Annotated in this window: 16 protein-coding genes and 1 tRNA gene; 3 read left to right on the top strand and 14 right to left on the bottom strand. The window is 55.9% G+C overall.

What is annotated here, in order from left to right:
• Positions 1–3: 3 nt before the first annotated feature.
• The 7 genes from nuoE to HY2_RS08365 form a co-directional block, all read right to left on the bottom strand.
• Entirely contained in the window at positions 4–1,101 is a 1,098-nt protein-coding gene (gene nuoE / locus HY2_RS08395) for an NADH-quinone oxidoreductase subunit NuoE (protein ID WP_034826626.1), read from the bottom strand.
• A gap of 99 nt (positions 1,102–1,200) precedes the next feature.
• Positions 1,201–1,545, bottom strand: coding sequence for a nuclear transport factor 2 family protein (locus HY2_RS08390; RefSeq protein ID WP_034826624.1), 345 nt, complete (start codon positions 1,543–1,545; stop codon positions 1,201–1,203).
• Positions 1,542–2,747 (bottom strand): NADH-quinone oxidoreductase subunit D, encoded by a 1,206-nt coding sequence (locus HY2_RS08385; protein WP_034826622.1) that lies wholly within the window; start codon positions 2,745–2,747, stop codon positions 1,542–1,544. The genes HY2_RS08390 and HY2_RS08385 overlap by 4 nt, the downstream gene beginning before the upstream one ends.
• Complete coding sequence (locus HY2_RS08380) at positions 2,747–3,373, bottom strand: NADH-quinone oxidoreductase subunit C (protein WP_112063356.1); 627 nt, start codon at positions 3,371–3,373, stop codon at positions 2,747–2,749. Before HY2_RS08380 ends, HY2_RS08385 begins: the two co-directional genes overlap by 1 nt.
• Before the next feature lie 10 nt (positions 3,374–3,383).
• Positions 3,384–3,983, bottom strand: coding sequence for a NuoB/complex I 20 kDa subunit family protein (locus HY2_RS08375; protein ID WP_162173280.1), 600 nt, complete (start codon positions 3,981–3,983; stop codon positions 3,384–3,386).
• The gene (locus HY2_RS08370; protein ID WP_407066586.1) at positions 3,953–4,318 is read right to left on the bottom strand and encodes an NADH-quinone oxidoreductase subunit A; all 366 of its coding nucleotides are present in this window, start codon (positions 4,316–4,318) and stop codon (positions 3,953–3,955) included. The genes HY2_RS08375 and HY2_RS08370 overlap by 31 nt, the downstream gene beginning before the upstream one ends.
• 265 nt (positions 4,319–4,583) lie before the next feature.
• Positions 4,584–5,555 carry a peptidoglycan-binding domain-containing protein gene (locus tag HY2_RS08365; RefSeq protein ID WP_158534036.1) on the bottom strand — a complete coding sequence of 324 codons (972 nt, stop codon included), beginning with the start codon at positions 5,553–5,555 and terminating at the stop codon, positions 4,584–4,586.
• 167 nt (positions 5,556–5,722) lie between these two features.
• Here HY2_RS08365 and purB point away from each other — a divergent pair, with 167 nt between their 5' ends.
• Positions 5,723–7,021 (top strand): adenylosuccinate lyase, encoded by a 1,299-nt coding sequence (gene purB / locus HY2_RS08360; protein WP_034826613.1) that lies wholly within the window; start codon positions 5,723–5,725, stop codon positions 7,019–7,021.
• A gap of 10 nt (positions 7,022–7,031) precedes the next feature.
• On the opposite strand, the gene eda is transcribed toward purB, so the two are convergent.
• The 5 genes from eda to zwf are packed head-to-tail and all read right to left on the bottom strand — an operon-like array spanning position 7,032 to position 12,651.
• Positions 7,032–7,667, bottom strand: coding sequence for a bifunctional 4-hydroxy-2-oxoglutarate aldolase/2-dehydro-3-deoxy-phosphogluconate aldolase (gene eda / locus HY2_RS08355; protein WP_034826611.1), 636 nt, complete (start codon positions 7,665–7,667; stop codon positions 7,032–7,034).
• Entirely contained in the window at positions 7,664–8,629 is a 966-nt protein-coding gene (locus tag HY2_RS08350; RefSeq protein WP_034826609.1) for a glucokinase, read from the bottom strand. The genes eda and HY2_RS08350 overlap by 4 nt, the downstream gene beginning before the upstream one ends.
• Positions 8,630–8,633: 4 nt before the next feature.
• Positions 8,634–10,466, bottom strand: coding sequence for a phosphogluconate dehydratase (gene edd, locus HY2_RS08345; protein WP_034826607.1), 1,833 nt, complete (start codon positions 10,464–10,466; stop codon positions 8,634–8,636).
• The gene (pgl, locus tag HY2_RS08340; RefSeq protein WP_158534035.1) at positions 10,466–11,185 is read right to left on the bottom strand and encodes a 6-phosphogluconolactonase; all 720 of its coding nucleotides are present in this window, start codon (positions 11,183–11,185) and stop codon (positions 10,466–10,468) included. Before pgl ends, edd begins: the two co-directional genes overlap by 1 nt.
• On the bottom strand, positions 11,182–12,651 hold the full coding sequence (gene zwf, locus HY2_RS08335) for a glucose-6-phosphate dehydrogenase (RefSeq protein WP_034826605.1): 1,470 nt from the start codon (positions 12,649–12,651) through the stop codon (positions 11,182–11,184). Before zwf ends, pgl begins: the two co-directional genes overlap by 4 nt.
• A 268-nt stretch (positions 12,652–12,919) precedes the next feature.
• On the opposite strand from zwf, the gene HY2_RS08330 reads away from it, so the two are divergent.
• Positions 12,920–13,936, top strand: coding sequence for a substrate-binding domain-containing protein (locus HY2_RS08330; protein ID WP_034826603.1), 1,017 nt, complete (start codon positions 12,920–12,922; stop codon positions 13,934–13,936).
• Here the strand turns inward: HY2_RS08330 and HY2_RS08325 are convergent.
• Together HY2_RS08325 and HY2_RS08320 are read right to left on the bottom strand one after the other, a co-directional pair.
• Entirely contained in the window at positions 13,933–15,543 is a 1,611-nt protein-coding gene (locus HY2_RS08325) for an alpha-amylase family glycosyl hydrolase (protein ID WP_051594855.1), read from the bottom strand. The two genes, HY2_RS08330 and HY2_RS08325, sit on opposite strands and share 4 nt — an antisense overlap.
• 97 nt (positions 15,544–15,640) lie before the next feature.
• A tRNA-Trp gene (locus HY2_RS08320) sits at positions 15,641–15,716 on the bottom strand.
• A gap of 32 nt (positions 15,717–15,748) precedes the next feature.
• Here HY2_RS08320 and HY2_RS17035 point away from each other — a divergent pair.
• Positions 15,749–16,330: a carboxymuconolactone decarboxylase family protein gene (locus tag HY2_RS17035; protein WP_064773894.1), complete on the top strand. Its 582-nt coding sequence runs from the start codon at positions 15,749–15,751 to the stop codon at positions 16,328–16,330.
• Positions 16,331–16,368 lie beyond the last annotated feature (38 nt).

The following is a 16,368-nucleotide window of genomic DNA, read 5'->3' as shown; positions in this document are numbered from 1 at the left end:
GGCCTAGTCCTCATCATCCTGGCTGGAGGGGACATCACCCGCATCCACGCGCTTGGAGAATTCTGTTTCACCACCTTCGGCCAGTGTTTTCGCCTGACCAATCCAGTCTTCGCGTTCGATCCGGCCCGGGAAGCTCATATAGTCTTCCACCCAATCGACATTCTCAGGCGTCCAGGCCGCGATCTGCTTGAAGGTGGCTATACCCAGTTCGTTGAGCGCATCTTCATTTTTTGGGCCGATGCCCTTGATGCGCTTGAGGTCGTCTTGTCCGTCAGCAGTCACTTCGACCGTTTCCGGGCGTTCGCCAACCAGTTCTTCCTTCTCCTTATTGGAGATGAGAGTGGTCTCGCCGGTGTTGCTCTTCTCCGGAACTTCGCGCTTGGTATTTGTCGGCGCAGATTCTTCTGGCTTTCCGGCTGGAGAGACATCAGGGGCATCAGCCTCCTTTTCTTCAGCCAAATTGGGCAGGCGCGACACTTCATTGCGGCTGCCGTCGAACAGAGCCGGGTCTGTCAGGATGGCCGTACCGCCTTCCGGCGCGCTGTTTATACGATCAACCTGAGGGCCAGCTTGGGCCTCGACGCCATTCTTCAGCTTACCAATGATTTTCTGGAAAGAATCTTCCGTGAGATCTTCATAGTAATCATCATTGATCTGAACCATCGGCGCATTCACACACGCGCCAAGACATTCAACTTCTTCCCAGGAAAGACGACCGTCATCCGTGACATACATCGGATTGCCGATTTCCTTTTTGCAGACCTCTTTCAGGCTTTCAGCTCCACGAAGCTGGCATGGTGTCGTGCCGCAAAGCTGGATATGGTACTTTCCGACAGGCTGCAGACGAAACATCGTGTAGAAGGTCGCGACCTCATAAACACGGATGTATGGCATCTCCAGCCGGTCTGCGACTTCACGCATGGCCGGCTCAGACAACCATCCATCATTATCCTTTTGTGCCAGCCACAAAAGCGGGATCACAGCGGAACGCTGCTTCTCTGCCGGATACTTCCCCCGCCAGAAGGCAATCTTCTCTTCAGTTTCGGGCTTGAAGGCAAACGTGTCGCCTCCAGCCTCAAGATCAAAACGGCGCAGTGCCACTACTCGATCCTTCCTGCATAAAACGTTTCGGCTTCATCCCGGGACGGATGAAAAACATGTGTACGGCTGAGAAAGTCGCGTACGGAGATCATAGCCATATCAGGAAGCTCCCCGCGCAAAATCGACACGCGCGATCTTCCCGTTACGAAGGGTGTAAATCGCTGCAACCTGAAACCGGTCTCCATCAGGGCTACGCGATACGTCCTCATGATCGATCACAGTCGTGCCGAGATCGATCCGGTTGACCAGTCTGGCCTTATTCTCCGGGAATTCGGCAAATAGAGCTTCATGGCGTGCGCGAATGGCTTCTGTGCCAGCCTGCGTGACATCTCCATTTAGCCCCGACAGCACAGCATCGTCTGCGTAGCATTCGAGGAATGCCGCAAGATCCTGCGCATTATAGGCATCAAGTTGCCGCTGAACGAGATCGGAAGACGCACTCACCGGTCGATCTCCCCGAAAACGATGTCGAGAGATCCCAAAACAGCAGACACGTCTGCAAGCATATGGCCTTTGCAGAGGTGATCCATCGCTTGAAGGTGAGGGTAACCAGGCGCACGAATCTTGGCGCGATATGGTCGGTTCGTACCATCGGAGACAAGGTATACGCCGAACTCGCCCTTAGGCGCCTCAACAGCAGCGTATGTCTCGCCCTCCGGCACGTGAAAGCCTTCCGTGTAAAGCTTGAAGTGATGGATCAGCGCCTCCATCGAGTTCTTCATCTCAGCACGGCGAGGCGGCGCCATCTTCGATCCGGGCAGAAGAACGGGGCCGGGCCCCTCTTTCGCCAGCAGTTCGATACATTGCTGCATGATCTTTGTGGACTCGCGCATCTCTTCCATGCGGCAGACATAGCGGTCATAGTTGTCGCCATTGCGTCCGACCGGAATCTTGAAGTCGAGTTCGGAATAGCATTCATAGGGCTGGGCGCGGCGAAGATCCCATGCAAAACCTGATCCCCGCACCATCACTCCTGAGAACCCCCAGTCCATGATGGTTTTCTCATCCACAACGCCGATATCAACCATGCGCTGTTTAAAGATACGGTTTTCTGTAACCAGGCTCTCGACCTGATCCAGCATCTTCGGGAAGTCATCACACCACTCGGCAAGATCATCCAGCAGAGCCTGCGGCAGATCCTGATGAACACCGCCGGGGCGGAAATAGGCCGCATGCATGCGGCTGCCCGAAGCGCGTTCATAGAAGACGCACAGCTTTTCACGCTCTTCGAAACACCATGTGATCGGCGTCAACGCGCCCACATCCATGATACCCGTGCCAACGTTAAGCAGGTGGGACATGATGCGACCAAGCTCGGAATAGAGCACACGAATGAGGCTCGCCCGTCGTGGAACGGTAACTCCGAGCAATTTCTCGATCGCCAGACACCAGGCATGCTCCTGGTTCATGGGGGCACAATAGTCGAGACGGTCAAAGTACGGCATACCCTGAAGGAATGTCTTGTACTCAAGCAGCTTCTCTGTGCCTCGGTGCAGAAGACCAATATGGCTGTCTACACGAGTAACAACTTCTCCATCGAGATCGAGGATCATGCGCAACACGCCGTGGGCCGCTGGATGCTGCGGACCAAAGTTCAGCGTGAACTTGCGATCTTCCATTTCAGTCAGGTGAGCAGTATCGGCCATTATTCAGGGACCTCCTCGGCCTTCTCGTCACCGGGAATCTGGCTTGTCATCCCTTCCCATGGGGACAGGAAGTCAAAGTTACGGTATTCCTGAGCCAGCTCGACAGGCTCATAAACGACGCGCTTCTCGAGATCGTCGTAACGGACTTCGTAGTGCCCGGTCAGCGGGAAGTCCTTGCGCAGCGGATACCCCTCAAACCCATAGTCCGTCAGGATACGGCGAAGGTCCGGATGGTCTGAGAACTGGATGCCATACATGTCAAACGCTTCACGCTCGAACCAGTTGGCAGCGGGCCACAAGCCCACAATGCTTGGCACAGGTGTTTCTTCACTCGTCTGCACGCGAACGCGAACCCGGTGATTCATACGCATGGACAGCAAGTGGTATACAACCTCAAACCGCTCCGTGCGCTCCGGGTAATCCACCCCACAGACATCAATCAGGGTTTCGAAATTGCACTGCTGATCATCCCGCAGAAAGCGGAGCAGGCCAAGCACGTGATCGCGCTCAGCCAGAATGGTCAGCTCTCCCAAAACGACATCTGCAGCCCGGACAGCGTCAGGCTGGCGGGCTGAAATATGCGCCCCGAGATCTTTCAGGGATTCTATGGCTTCGGCGTCAATCATCATAGGATCCTTACCGCTCAATCGAACCTTCGCGACGGATTTTCTTCTGGAGCTGAAGGAAACCGTAGACCAGTGCCTCAGCAGTCGGCGGGCACCCAGGAACATAGATGTCGACCGGCACGATCCGGTCACAGCCGCGCACAACACTGTAGCTGTAGTGATAGTAGCCACCGCCATTGGCGCAACTGCCCATGGAGATCACATAGCGCGGGTTTGGCATCTGGTCGTAAACCTTGCGCAATGCCGGGGCCATTTTGTTGGTAAGCGTACCGGCGACGATCATCACGTCAGACTGGCGCGGTGATCCTCGCGGCGCCATGCCGAAGCGCTCAAGATCATAGCGCGGGTTACCGGCATGCATCATTTCTACTGCGCAGCAAGCCAGACCGAATGTCATCCACATCAGGGAGCCTGTCCGCGCCCAGGAAATCAGGTCATCGGCCGCCGCGGTAAAGTAACCTTTATCCGCCAACTGGTCAGACAGTCCAGTATAGAACGGATCGTCCTGTCCAGGCTTGAACCCGCCCTCGACGCCAGAACGTGAGGCACCAAGCGCATATGGTTTGTAATTGTCAGCCATTATTCCCACTCCAGCGCACCACGGCGCCATTCGTAGATAAACCCAATGGTCAACACGCCCAGGAAAACCACCATGGACCAGAATCCAACAAGCCCGATCGTGCCGAGGCTTATCGCCCATGGAAACAGGAAAGCGACCTCAAGGTCGAAAATGATGAACAGGATGGCGACGAGGTAGAAGCGCACATCAAATTTCATTCGAGCATCATCAAAGGCCGGGAAACCGCATTCATACGCGGAATTCTTTTCAGGATCCGGCTGTGACGGCGCCAGCAGCGTCGATCCAACGATGAAGAGGCTTGAAATAACCGCACCTATCACCAGGAAAATGATGACCGGCAAGTAATCGAGCGCCAAGCGTTCAATCTCTGACATGCTGTGTGGTCTCCTGCCAAAAGTTGGCCCATATCTGGCGCCGGATTAGGACGGTTTCGCTCGTGGCGCAACAGACAGGCGCAATATATCGCAGCTATCGAGTTTAACTCCTGTAAATGCCCAGTTCACGGGCAGTTTCCTGCGGCGCTCCGTCACGCCCATTCATCTCCTGATAGCCATTTGGGCGCGACTCACCTGCTCCCGGGAAAGGCACACACTCCATATCCTCAGTGTTAACAGCGAAACCCGCGTTGCCCTACTCGTTATAAGATATATCCAGAGACGCCAGCGTTTCCCGTGTAAGCCGCCCCAGCATAAGCTTTCTATGCTGCTGATAGGCTCTCATAGCGTTAAGTGTGCCCGGCCCGAGGATGCCATCATCCGCGACAGTATATCCCGCATTCTGCAAAGCGCGCTGCAGATGCAGCACCACTTCGCGCGTTATGGCCGAGTCGCAGACAATCTCGTGCTCGGAAACATGCGCTGGCTGAACGACAACCTGCTTCTCAACAGTTTTGTAGGCCGCAGGAACAGTCACAGCTTCCCTCCTCAACGGCGTCACGAGACGCTGCCTGACAATGGTCTCGTAGAGGACGCCAATCTCTGCAGCAGCCTCAGCAGAAGGCACCCTTACGATCTCCGTTCGTATGTCTTCGTAAACTGCGGGCGTAATGCTCGTTTCCGAGCGCTGCTCCCTCACAATGGCTCTTCGCGTTTCCGTACGATACTTCGCAGGCGTGATGACCGGGCATATGCCTAAGTCCCGCATGACTGACGTCTCCTCATCAGTCAGTTCATGGCTTTCCAGATCACATGGGCCCTCCGCGACTTGCCACGTCACATGCGCGGGACTGATGAGCACCTGCTCTGTATGAGTCTCGTACTCAGCCGGGAAAAGCTCAATCCTTGTCTTTTGAGGCATTATTTCCACCCTCTCCGTTACAATCTCACGAACGGGAGCGGCTACTGACTCATCGACAACGACATCCCGAACCAGGACCTGCTCTGTCACAGTCTCGTATACTGCGGGGATAACGCGGACTTCAACCTGCTCTGGAGCCTCGGGAATTTGCTCCGTAACAATCTCTGTGACTTCTGGAACGAGCACTTTCGCGACACATGTTTGTGGTCCCGCTTGCTCAGCAAAGGCTGAGCCGGTCAGCGTGCAGGCAAACATTGCCAGCCCCAAAAGTTTCCGCTGAGCGACCATATATGTCTCGTACTTCACCCCTGCCCACTCTCCCGTAGCACTCCATATACTAGCCCACACACAGCCCACGAGCCATAGAGTGCCCGAACAGGTTGGCTCTACAGGCTGCTTTTGTTGGGCACTGCCACTGGTTTTCTGCGCAGTACATACTATTACGGCGACAACAGAAAGCATCGAGGTTCCAGATGATCCCAAGATACACACGACCCGAAATGGCTGCCATCTGGGAGCCTGAATCCAGATTCGGCATTTGGCTGGAGATTGAAACGCTTGCCGCCGAAGGCATGGAGAAGCTCGACATCATTCCGCAAGGCGTTTCCGCTGCTGTGCGCGAGCGCGCCGCTTTTGAAGTGGACCGCATCGACGAGATCGAACGCGAAGTGAAGCATGATGTCATCGCCTTTCTGACCAATGTCGCCGAACATGTGGGCGAGGAAGCCCGCTTCCTTCACAAGGGCATGACCTCTTCCGACGTTCTGGACACATGCCTTAACGTTCAGTTGGTGCGCGCGGCGGACCTGCTGCTGACCGGCATAGACCGTGTCCTGGCAGCCCTGGAGAAGCGCGCCTTTGAGCACAAGCTAACGCCAACCATTGGCCGCAGCCACGGCATCCATGCCGAGCCGACAACATTTGGCGTAAAACTCGCAACCTTTCATGCCGAGTTCCAGCGTTGCCGAGCCCGCCTGATCGCCGCACGTGAGGAAGTTGCGACCTGTGCCATATCCGGCGCCGTTGGCACCTTTGCCAACATCGATCCGCGCATCGAGGAATATGTTGCCGAGAAACTGGGGCTAGCAGTTGAGCCTGTCTCCACACAGGTTATCCCGCGCGATCGCCATGCTATGTATTTTGCGACACTAGGCGTCATTGCGTCATCAATTGAACGTCTCGCAACAGAAGTGCGCCACCTGCAGCGCACTGAGGTTCTGGAAGCCGAAGAGTATTTCTCTGCCGGCCAGAAAGGCTCCTCGGCCATGCCGCACAAGCGTAACCCGGTGCTGACCGAGAACCTGACAGGCCTGGCCCGTCTCGTTCGCTCAGCCGTTACGCCGGCCCTTGAGAACGTCGCCCTCTGGCATGAGCGCGATATCTCCCACTCGTCAGTCGAGCGCGGAATTGGCCCTGACGCCACAGTTCATCTGGACTTTGCCCTGCACCGACTGGGCGGAGTGATCGAGAACCTTGTCGTCTATCCGGATAACATGCTGAACACGCTGGAAAGCATGGGCGGCCTGCACAACTCACAGCGCATCCTGCTCGCGCTGGTCGAGAAAGGCGTCAGCCGGGAAGACAGCTATCGCTTGGTACAACGCAACGCAATGAAAACCTGGAAGAAGGAAGGTCCGCTGCTAGAACTTCTCAAGAAAGACCCGGAAGTCAGCGAGCGTCTGTCAGACAATGAACTCGAGGCCTTGTTCGACCTCGACTACCACTTCAAGCATGTCGACACGATCTTCCAGCGCGTCTTTGGCAAAAGCTAAGGGCGCCTGATCACACCTTTTGCAACGCCGCCTTTGCCTTGGCTGTAATCTCAGACCAGGCAGAGGCGGCGATGTCTTTCTCGGTGGCAATCCACGATCCGCCTACCGCAATCACATTCGGCAGTGCCAGATACTCTGCTGCATTGTCCGTACTCACCCCCCCTGTCGGCATGAAGGTCAGATGCGGCAAAGGTCCGCCAAGGGCTTTAAGCGCCGGGACACCGCCCGCAACTGCCGCCGGGAACAGCTTCAGCATCTTGAAGCCTTCTTCATTACGGCTCATCGCCTCGCTCGCCGTGGCAACGCCGGGAATAGTGATATCGCGATACTCGGCAATTGCCTCAAGCAGTTTCGGGCTCATCCCCGGCGATACGAGGAAATCCGCGCCCGCCTGAATCGAATTAAGAACATCGCCGCCCGTCAGAACGGTCCCCGCCCCGACGATCAAATCAGGTTGCGCCTTCTTCATGGCCTCGATCACGGCGAGGCCACTGGCTGTGCGCAGCGTAACTTCCGCCGTGGTCAGCCCCCCCTCAACCAGGGCATCTGCCAAAGGCGCAGCAGATTGCACGTCCGGCACGACCAAGACCGGTACAATAGGCGCGCGGCGTGCAGCGGCTTTGAGTGTCTCAAGGGATTGGGTCATGAAAGCCTCTCCTGGGCGTAGTATGCTGCGGCCCCTATCAGAGGCGCTTCTGGGTCGTGCATGAGTTGTATGGGACAATCTGCCAGATAATCCGACATCGGGCCGCGATCGCGGAAGCGGGAAATGGCTTCAGGGCATTTGAGATAGTCAACGATGCGCTCGGTTACACCACCAGCGAGAATAATCCCACCCAACGCGCCATTGGCAAGCGCAAGGTCTCCGACAGCGCCCATGACGGCATTGGCGCGCATGGCAATCAGCTTGTCGAACATCTCATCGCCTCCATCTGCCCGTTCACGCATGGCCTGAGGTGAAATCTCTTCATACGGACGCTTGAATACTTCGCAGAAAGCCTTGTGCACATGCTCAAGCCCCATGCCAGAGGCGACGATCTCATTCGAGACATAGCCCTGCTCTCGCACGAGGATGCTGGCAATGTCGAATTCAAGCTCATCCCGGGGCGAAAAGGCAATATGCCCTCCCTCGCCAGTTATGACGCGCCAAGTGCCTTCACCTGTCGGCAACAAGGTCGCGACACCAAAGCCCGTTCCCGGTCCAGCAACAATTATTGGATAGCCAGGCAAGGACGTCCCAGGCAATACTTCCTCAAATGATGAGGCACTATGTTCGGGCACGGATCGCGCCATCGCGGTAAAATCATTGATAAGGCGGACATCATCAAACAAGAACATCGTCTTGAGCCGTTCAGACGCCACATGCCATTGACGGTTAGTGAGAAACACTTCCTCATTCTTGACCGGTCCGGCCATGGCAAAACATGCCCGGCGGACATTTACACCTTCCGTTTCAAGATATGACGCAAGCGCGCGATCGAAGGCCTCAAAACCATCCCCCGGCAGCTTCACGAATTTTTCGATTTCGACCTTGCCATCACATTTAGACGCAACAGCAAAACGAACGTTGGTGCCGCCGACGTCACCAACAATCATCTGCTCACCCATGTACTCAGTCCTCCCTGGCCCAGAAGCGGAACTGACTTGCCCCTGCAGCTGCCGGCCCGGCCAATTCGCGGAAGAAAGTGAACATCTCCCGTCCGAGACCCATATTGTTCTGATTAGGTCTGTACTCTGCGGCATCTCTTGCCGCGAATTCTTCCGGGTCTACCTTGATATCCAGGACGCCCTTCTCTGCGTCGAAGACGATGACGTCTCCATCGCGCACTTTAGCGATCGGGCCACCCCGCGCGCCTTCCGGACTCATATGGATCGCGGAAGGCACCTTGCCGCTAGCCCCCGACATGCGACCATCCGTAACCAGAGCAACCTTGAAGCCCTTGTCCTGCAAGACCGCAAGTGGCGGCGTCAGGCTGTGCAGCTCCGGCATGCCATTCGCGCTCGGCCCCTGAAACCTAACAACAGCCACAAAATCCTTGTTCAGCTTACCAGCATCGAATGCCTCTTTGAGCGCCTCTTGGGAATCAAACACCATCGCAGGTGCTTCAAGCACGCGCTTTTCAGGCTGCACAGCAGACACCTTGCTAACGCCAAGACCAATCGGTCCGGACATCATCCGCAAGCCACCGTCTTTGGAGAATGGATCGTAAGCATGGCGCAGAATGTCTGCATTGCCGCTCTCTTCTGGTGCTGGACGCCACTCCACCTTGCCATCGTTCAGGAAAGGTTCCTCGCAATATCTCGCGATAGGCCCGCCGACCCCCATGGCCGTGCCATCTAGAAGTCCTACATTCAGCAGTTCCCTGACGAGGAAGCCCATGCCGCCTGCAGCGTGGAAATGGTTCACATCTGCTGGACCATTCGGATAAACACGTGCGAGAAGCGGCGTGACTGCGCTAATCTCTGCGAAATCTTCGACGGTCAGGATAATACCCGCCGCTGCTGCCATGGCTGGTAAGTGCAGCGCGTGATTCGTGGAGCCACCCGTTGCCATTAGGCCGACAATACCGTTCACGATGGACCGCTCATCAATCATTTCACCCGCCGGCAGATACTCATCACCCTGCGCCGTCAGCTTTGCAGCCCGCTGCGCAGCTGCCCTCGTCAGCGCTTCCCGCAGAGGCGTACCTGGATTGGTGAAGGCTGCCCCAGGGAGGTGAAATCCCATGACCTCCATCAACATCTGGTTCGAGTTTGCCGTTCCGTAGAAAGTACACGTGCCTTGCGCGTGATAGCTTTCAGACTCGGCCTTCAGCAGAGCATCACGCCCAACCTTGCCCTCAGCGAAAAGCTGCCTGGCCTTTTGCTTTTCTGGGTTCGGCAAGCCGGACGGCATCGGCCCGGCCGGGACGAAGATAGACGGCAGCCAGCCAAAGCGCAGCGCAGCAATCACCAGCCCGGGAACGATCTTGTCACATACACCAAGGTGCAAGGCGGCATCAAACACATCATGGCTCAGGCCGATTGCTGACGCCATCGCGATCACATCGCGGGAGAACAGTGACAGCTCCATCCCCGTGAAACCCTGAGTAACACCATCACACATCGCCGGCACACCGCCAGCAACCTGTGCCACGGCATTCACCTCACGCGCTGCCTCACGAATGATACGCGGATAGTCCTCATACGGCGCATGCGCAGACAACATGTCATTATACGCCGTGATAATACCGATATTGGGCCAGCCTGCACCGAGCAGCTGCGTCTTTTCAATAACAGCGCAACCAGCCGTCGCGTGCGCCAGATTACTTTCCATCAGGCGCTGGCGCGCGAAGCCTTTTGGACGCCGTGAGCGTATCATTTCCAGATAGGCCTGACGCGAGTCCCTTGAACGATCGCGGATACGCTCGGTGATCTCTGTAATCTTTGGATTCATCGTGGTCATTATGGTGCCCAGATAACCGTCATTCGCGGTCCCAATGTGTCTACAGCGTGCCGGATTGGCCGGTCTTGCGGAGAGGCCTCAAGCGATGTTTCGAACACCCTTTTCTTGGACTCGCCAAAGATGAGCAAAACCGCTGCTTTTGCTTTGCCCACCGCAGCGCCTGTCAGCGTCATGCGGTCAGTATTATCGCCTGCTACGGGACAGCCCGTGGCATCAATGACGGCCACGGCCTGGTCTGTTTCGCAAGACATGGCCGCTTCGAGACCGGAAGAATTCGGAAACCAACTTGCGGTGTGTCCGTCCTCTCCCATACCCAGAAGGATGACATCGACCGGGCTGCAATGAGGGAGATAGGCCTGCTGTCTCTTTTGCACAGCCTGTCCCGCAGTTTGAGCCTCTGTCTTCATCGGAAGAAACCCCGCCGCACCGGATTTACCGGTCAGCAGTCTCTCACGCACGAGGCGCTCATTTGAAGCGTCCGATTCCGGTCCGACCCAACGCTCGTCCACGAGGCCCACAATGACCCTCTCCCAAGCAAGATCGACCTCCGTCAAATTATCGAAAACGCCGCCAGGCGTTGAACCACCTGATACCATCAAGGATGCAACCGGTTCATCCTCCAGCGCTTTTTCCAAGGCACGGGCAATAAACTCCGTGGCATAACGAGAGGCATCCTGCCGGGTCTCAAAGGACAAGAATTCATGCCTCATAGCGGTCATGAACCTTCCCACCATTTACGGCCATCCCGATCCATCATCATCGCCGCTGCGAGCGGCCCATCAGTGCCCGCAGCATAGGCCTCAGGCTTCTCACCGGAAGCTTCCCAGGCCTCGATCAGGCCATCAACCCATCTCCAGGCAGCCTCAACCTCATCCTTCCGCATAAAGAGGGATAGATTACCGCGAACGACATCCATAAGAAGGCGCTCATAGGCATCCGGGTAGCGCACGGTGAAGCTTTCTGCATAGGACAGGTTCAAAGGCAGAGACTTCACACGAAGCCCACCAGGGCCCGGCTCCTTAATCTGAACGAAGAGGCGAACACCTTCATCAGGCTGCAGACGAATGACCAGCCGGTTGGCAATGTCATTACCCTCACCGAACAGAGAGTGCGGCACATGTTTAAAATTGATAACGATGTCCGAGTGCCGGTGCGCCATACGCTTTCCGGTGCGCAAATAGAACGGAACACCCGCCCAGCGCCAATTGTCGATTTGTGCCTTGATGGCCACGAATGTTTCGGTTGAGCTTTCTTCGTCAGAAGACAGTTCATCCAGATAACCCTTGACCGGCTTGTCACCCTGTACGCCAGCCTTATATTGCCCGCGCACGGTCTGGCGCTTGGCTGCATCTCCCGTGATAGGCACCAGGGCATTCAAAACCTTGATCTTCTCGGTACGAACATCGTCATCATCCAGATGATTCGGAGCTTCCATCGCCGTAAGACATAGCAATTGAAGCAGATGATTCTGAACCATATCCCGCAGTGCGCCAGACTTATCATAATAATCTGCGCGCCCCTCAAGGCCCAGATTCTCTGCAACCGTGATCTGCACATGGTCAATATAGTTACGCGACCAGAGCGGCTCGAACAGCATATTGCCGAACCGAAGGACCATCAGATTCTGCACGGTTTCCTTGCCAAGATAGTGGTCGATCCGAAAGACTTGACGTTCAGCAAAAACCGCTCCCACACCATCATTGATGGCGCGCGCGGATTCCAGATCCGTTCCGATCGGCTTCTCCAGCACGACGCGCGTATTGCCGGACGAAAGACCGACAGTTCCGAGCGCCTCACAAATATCGACATAGAGACGCGGAGACGTCGCGAGGTAAAATACGCAAGGACGTGCAGGGTCTTCCGTCAGATGGGATTTCAGTGTTTTCCAATCCGCATCTTCAGCTGTCGCATCAATAGAAACATAGTGGATAAGTTTCTCAAACTTACCCCATGCATTTGCATCCCAGCTGTCCCCAGAGGCGGTCTTGCACGCCTCCTTGGCCATGGCGCGATACTCTTCGCTGGTCATTTCACTCCGCGCTGTCCCCACAACACAGCTTGAGGCGGGAATCTGACCATCCAGCCAGCGGTGATAGAGCGCAGGCAAAAGTTTTCTGCGTGAAAGGTCTCCTGTCCCTCCAAAGATGACGATGTCAAAGGGATCAACGGGTATGAATTTCGCCATCAGGCATCTCCACTTCATGCCGAGTCTAATCGGCAAAGTGCGCTCCTACCAAGGGGCACACCTGTATCATTTCAGATTCTGTCCAGACGCTCGCTTCCAGACCAGTTTGCACGAGATCTTATGGAAAGTTCCATCATATCTTCAACGCGTTTGCCTCCCTGAGGTCTCCCTCATGTAAATTTTGCGTTCTCATTACACTTGAAGCTGGACTTGCGCGCCAAGTTTGTGACAACGTTGTTTCAGGGGTAATACTCGGAGGAACCCTATCATGTCCAGCACAAGAACAAGATTGGAAGACTTGGCCGCAATTGCAGGTGTCTCAATCGCCACTGTTTCAAGGGCACTCAACAATAGCCCCGCGGTAAATGACGAAACAAAACGACGTGTCTGGAAGATTGCGCGGGAACAAAATTACAATTTTCGGCCATCCATGCCGGCGATTCTCTCAGGTGCTGCCGCGACAATTGCGGTCGTTATTCCAACGCCGCCCGGCCGCCACTCCGAAGTCTCAAACCCCTTTTTCCAGGAATTGCTGGCAGGCATCAGCGAGGCAGCGCGTCATGCCGGATGCGACATCCTCGTCTCCCACCTGCCCTACAAGAACCATGACGACCTCGTTTCACTCATGACGGCAAACCGCGCGGACGGGGTTATCTTCCTTGGCCAGAGTTTCCTGCATGAGCGCTTCAATCAGCTGGCTCTCACTGAAAATCGTTTCATAGTCTGGGGCGCTGACATGCCTGGGCAAAGATACTGTTCCATCGGATCTGACAATGTGCGCGGCGGTCTGCGCGCAACAACTCACCAGCTTAATCTCGGACGCAAACGCATTGTCTTTCTGGGCGACACAGCTGCTCCGGAAATTCTTCAGCGCTATGAAGGCTATATCAACGCGCACCGGCAAGAGGATATGGACCTGGACCCGGCCCTTACCGTTCCCGCGTCTTATGAGATCGAATCCGCTGAGGCGTCCGTCAACACGCTGCTCGAACAGGACATAAAGTTTGACGGCATCTTCGCTGCAAGTGATCTGATAGCGCTGGGGGCCGTGCGCAGTCTCCTTCGGGCCGGGGTGAAAGTTCCCGAAGACGTATCGATTGTTGGCTACGACAATCTACAGCTGTCTGCCTATAGTTATCCATCGCTCACCACGATTTCGCAGGACATGGCGAAAGCCGGTCGTATCATGGTGTCGAAACTGCTCTCCTCGAATGAGGCAGGACCGATGCGCTCAGAGCGCTTACCGACCGAACTGATTGTGAGGGAATCCTGCGGCCTGGCCTAGGAGATTTCGGCAATGAAGAAAGCATGACCTGGAAGGATGCCCCCAGGTGCGGAATCATATCCTGAAGAGGCCAGCACCTTTTGCACCCCATCGGTCTCTTCCGACGGTAGCGATATATCCTCCATACCAAGATTAAACACACAGCGCAGGGTCTGGCCTTCATGAAGTCTTTCAAAACTGAGGAGCGGGTCAGCCGTATCCCGGAAGCGTAAAAGCCCTGTCTTCAGTGCGGGCATTTCGTGCCTTAACCGGATCATCAGCCGCGTGAAATTCAGCACGGAGGAATCATCCTCCTCTTGGGCATCCACGGCATCTGCGGCATGGTCGGCACCGAAAGGCAGCCACGGCTCCGCGGTTGAGAACCCCAGAGCGTTTGCCTTGCTTTGCCAGGGCATGGGCGTCCGTGCGCCATCCCGGCCCAGTGTCAACGGCCAGTTTGCGATCGCCTCCGGGTCCTGAAGCCGCTCAAAAGGGATCTCGGCCTGAGACAGCCCCAGCTCTTCGCCCTGATACAGGATAGGATTTCCCCGCAAGCAGAGCAGTAACGTATTGGTCAGCCTGGCAAAGCGATGACGATCCGCCCCCTTCGCCCATCGGCTGACGCAACGCGGTGCATCATGGTTTGAGAAAGCCCACGATGGCCACCCCTCGCCCGGCGCACCCATCCAGGCCTCCTGCGCCTTGCGGACCCGCGCGAGCGTCAGGTCTTTTGCGTACAGGAAGTCAAAATTGTAAGCGGAACTCAGCCGCGCGTCCCCTTCCGTGAATGCCCTCATCTCTTCGAGCGGACGCGGCCCGGCGACCTCTGCCACAGAGAAGATCGCCCCATATTCATCCATCACTGCGCGCAGGCGCTCAAGAAATCTCGGGATATCCGGGTGGGACTGATTGTGAACATGCAACTGCAGATCAAACGGACGCGTGACAACACCATTCGGTTTGCGCGCTGGGTTATCCCTGAATTCTGGATCGAACATGGAGAAATTGATCGCATCCAGTCGAAAACCATCGACGTGCCTGTCCAGCCAGAACCGAGCGACCTTTAAAAGCGCTTGCTGGACTGCGGGGTTATGCAGGTTTAGCTGCGGCTGAGAGGACAGGAAATTGTGCATATAGTATTGCTGGCGGCGGGCATCCCATGTCCAGCCGGGCCCTCCGAAAACGGACTGCCAGTTTGTGGGAGGTGTCCCGTCGGGCTTGGGATCTTTCCAGACATACCAGTCTGAATACTCACTCTCCCTGTTCTGCCGACTGTCCTGAAACCAGACATGGTCGTCAGATGTGTGTGCATAGACCTGATCAATAATGACCTTCAGGCCCAGTCTATGCGCCTTTGCCAGCAAGACGTCGAAAGCCTGCAGATCACCAAACAGCGGATCCACGTCGCAATAATCTGCGACGTCATAGCCAAAATCACGCATGGGAGAGGTGAAGAAAGGCGAGATCCAGATACCGTCCACGCCCAAAGACGCGATGTAATCCAGCCGCTGCGCGATTCCGGGCAGGTCGCCCACTCCATCGCCATTCGTGTCCTGATAGGACCGTGGGTAGATCTGATAGATCACCGCACCTTTCCACCAACGGCTTTCATCACTCTCTCGCGTCATGAGGCTCGATCATCCCATATGTGCACGCCGCTACATTGCGGGATCAGGAATGCCACAGCAAACTCTTTTCAATGCATCGAGGATGTCGGGAAGTACCTGGCAGGGGCAGAGGGACTCGAACCCCCGACTTTCGGTTTTGGAGACCGACGCTCTACCAACTGAGCTATACCCCTTCAGAAGAGAGGGGTTTGCCTCAATTGCCGTCATGCCGCAAGACTACACCTTCAGCCCATGGAGAAAAACTGTGTCCAGAATCCCCTACCCTGATCCCGCCAGCCTACCGGAGGAATTGAACAGCTTCACCGAACGCCTAGCTCCTTTAAATATTTTCCGGATGCTAGGACATGCCCCGCACCTGGTGAAGCCCATTGTCGGCTTGGGCACAGCCTTTCTGCAACAGGGGAAGCTGGATCCGGTAACGCGGGAATGCGTCATTCTCAGGGTCGGGTATCTCTCCCATGCCAAATACGAAACAACGCAACACGAAGCGATCGGTCGCAAACTTGGTATGTCGGATGAGCTTTTCGAAGCGTTACGTCTGGAACCCCAGTCGGACTTGCTAACGCATGAGCAAAAGCTCGCCGTTTCCTTCACAGACCATCTTGTTACACACGCCCACCCTTCTGATGGCGCGCTGAAACCTGCTCTGAAGCATTTCGGGCCGGCGCTTCTCCAAGAGCTGGTTCTGTTAATCGGCTATTACATGATGGTCTGCCGCTTTCTTGAAAGCTTCGGCGTTGAAGTTGAGGAAGGGGGTCCCAAGAGCACTGAAATCAAACTCGATTAGCCAAAAACAAAAAGGCCGCCCTTTTGGGGCGGCCTTTC

Origin of the sequence: Hyphomonas pacifica (genome assembly GCF_000682675.1) — a bacterium.
GTDB classification, from domain to species: Bacteria; Pseudomonadota; Alphaproteobacteria; order Caulobacterales; family Hyphomonadaceae; genus Hyphomonas; species Hyphomonas pacifica.
The sequence above is the reverse complement of the archived record's forward strand: the minus strand, read 5'-3'. Positions and strand labels throughout refer to the sequence as shown.

Excerpts from the sequence above, each read along its gene's own strand:
- HY2_RS08325 (WP_051594855.1), bottom strand. The coding sequence starts at position 15,543 with ATGACGCGAGAGAGTGATGAAAGCCGTTGGTGGAAAGGTGCGGTGATC.
- HY2_RS17035 (WP_064773894.1), top strand. The coding sequence starts at position 15,749 with ATGCCGCAAGACTACACCTTCAGCCCATGGAGAAAAACTGTGTCCAGA.
- HY2_RS08375 (WP_162173280.1), bottom strand. The coding sequence starts at position 3,983 with ATGGCGCCGTGGTGCGCTGGAGTGGGAATAATGGCTGACAATTACAAA.
- eda (WP_034826611.1), bottom strand. The coding sequence starts at position 7,667 with ATGACCCAATCCCTTGAGACACTCAAAGCCGCTGCACGCCGCGCGCCT.
- purB (WP_034826613.1), top strand. The coding sequence starts at position 5,723 with ATGATCCCAAGATACACACGACCCGAAATGGCTGCCATCTGGGAGCCT.
- HY2_RS08385 (WP_034826622.1), bottom strand. The coding sequence starts at position 2,747 with ATGGCCGATACTGCTCACCTGACTGAAATGGAAGATCGCAAGTTCACG.
- zwf (WP_034826605.1), bottom strand. The coding sequence starts at position 12,651 with ATGGCGAAATTCATACCCGTTGATCCCTTTGACATCGTCATCTTTGGA.
- HY2_RS08330 (WP_034826603.1), top strand. The coding sequence starts at position 12,920 with ATGTCCAGCACAAGAACAAGATTGGAAGACTTGGCCGCAATTGCAGGT.
- HY2_RS08380 (WP_112063356.1), bottom strand. The coding sequence starts at position 3,373 with ATGATTGACGCCGAAGCCATAGAATCCCTGAAAGATCTCGGGGCGCAT.
- edd (WP_034826607.1), bottom strand. The coding sequence starts at position 10,466 with ATGACCACGATGAATCCAAAGATTACAGAGATCACCGAGCGTATCCGC.
- pgl (WP_158534035.1), bottom strand. The coding sequence starts at position 11,185 with ATGACCGCTATGAGGCATGAATTCTTGTCCTTTGAGACCCGGCAGGAT.
- HY2_RS08350 (WP_034826609.1), bottom strand. The coding sequence starts at position 8,629 with ATGGGTGAGCAGATGATTGTTGGTGACGTCGGCGGCACCAACGTTCGT.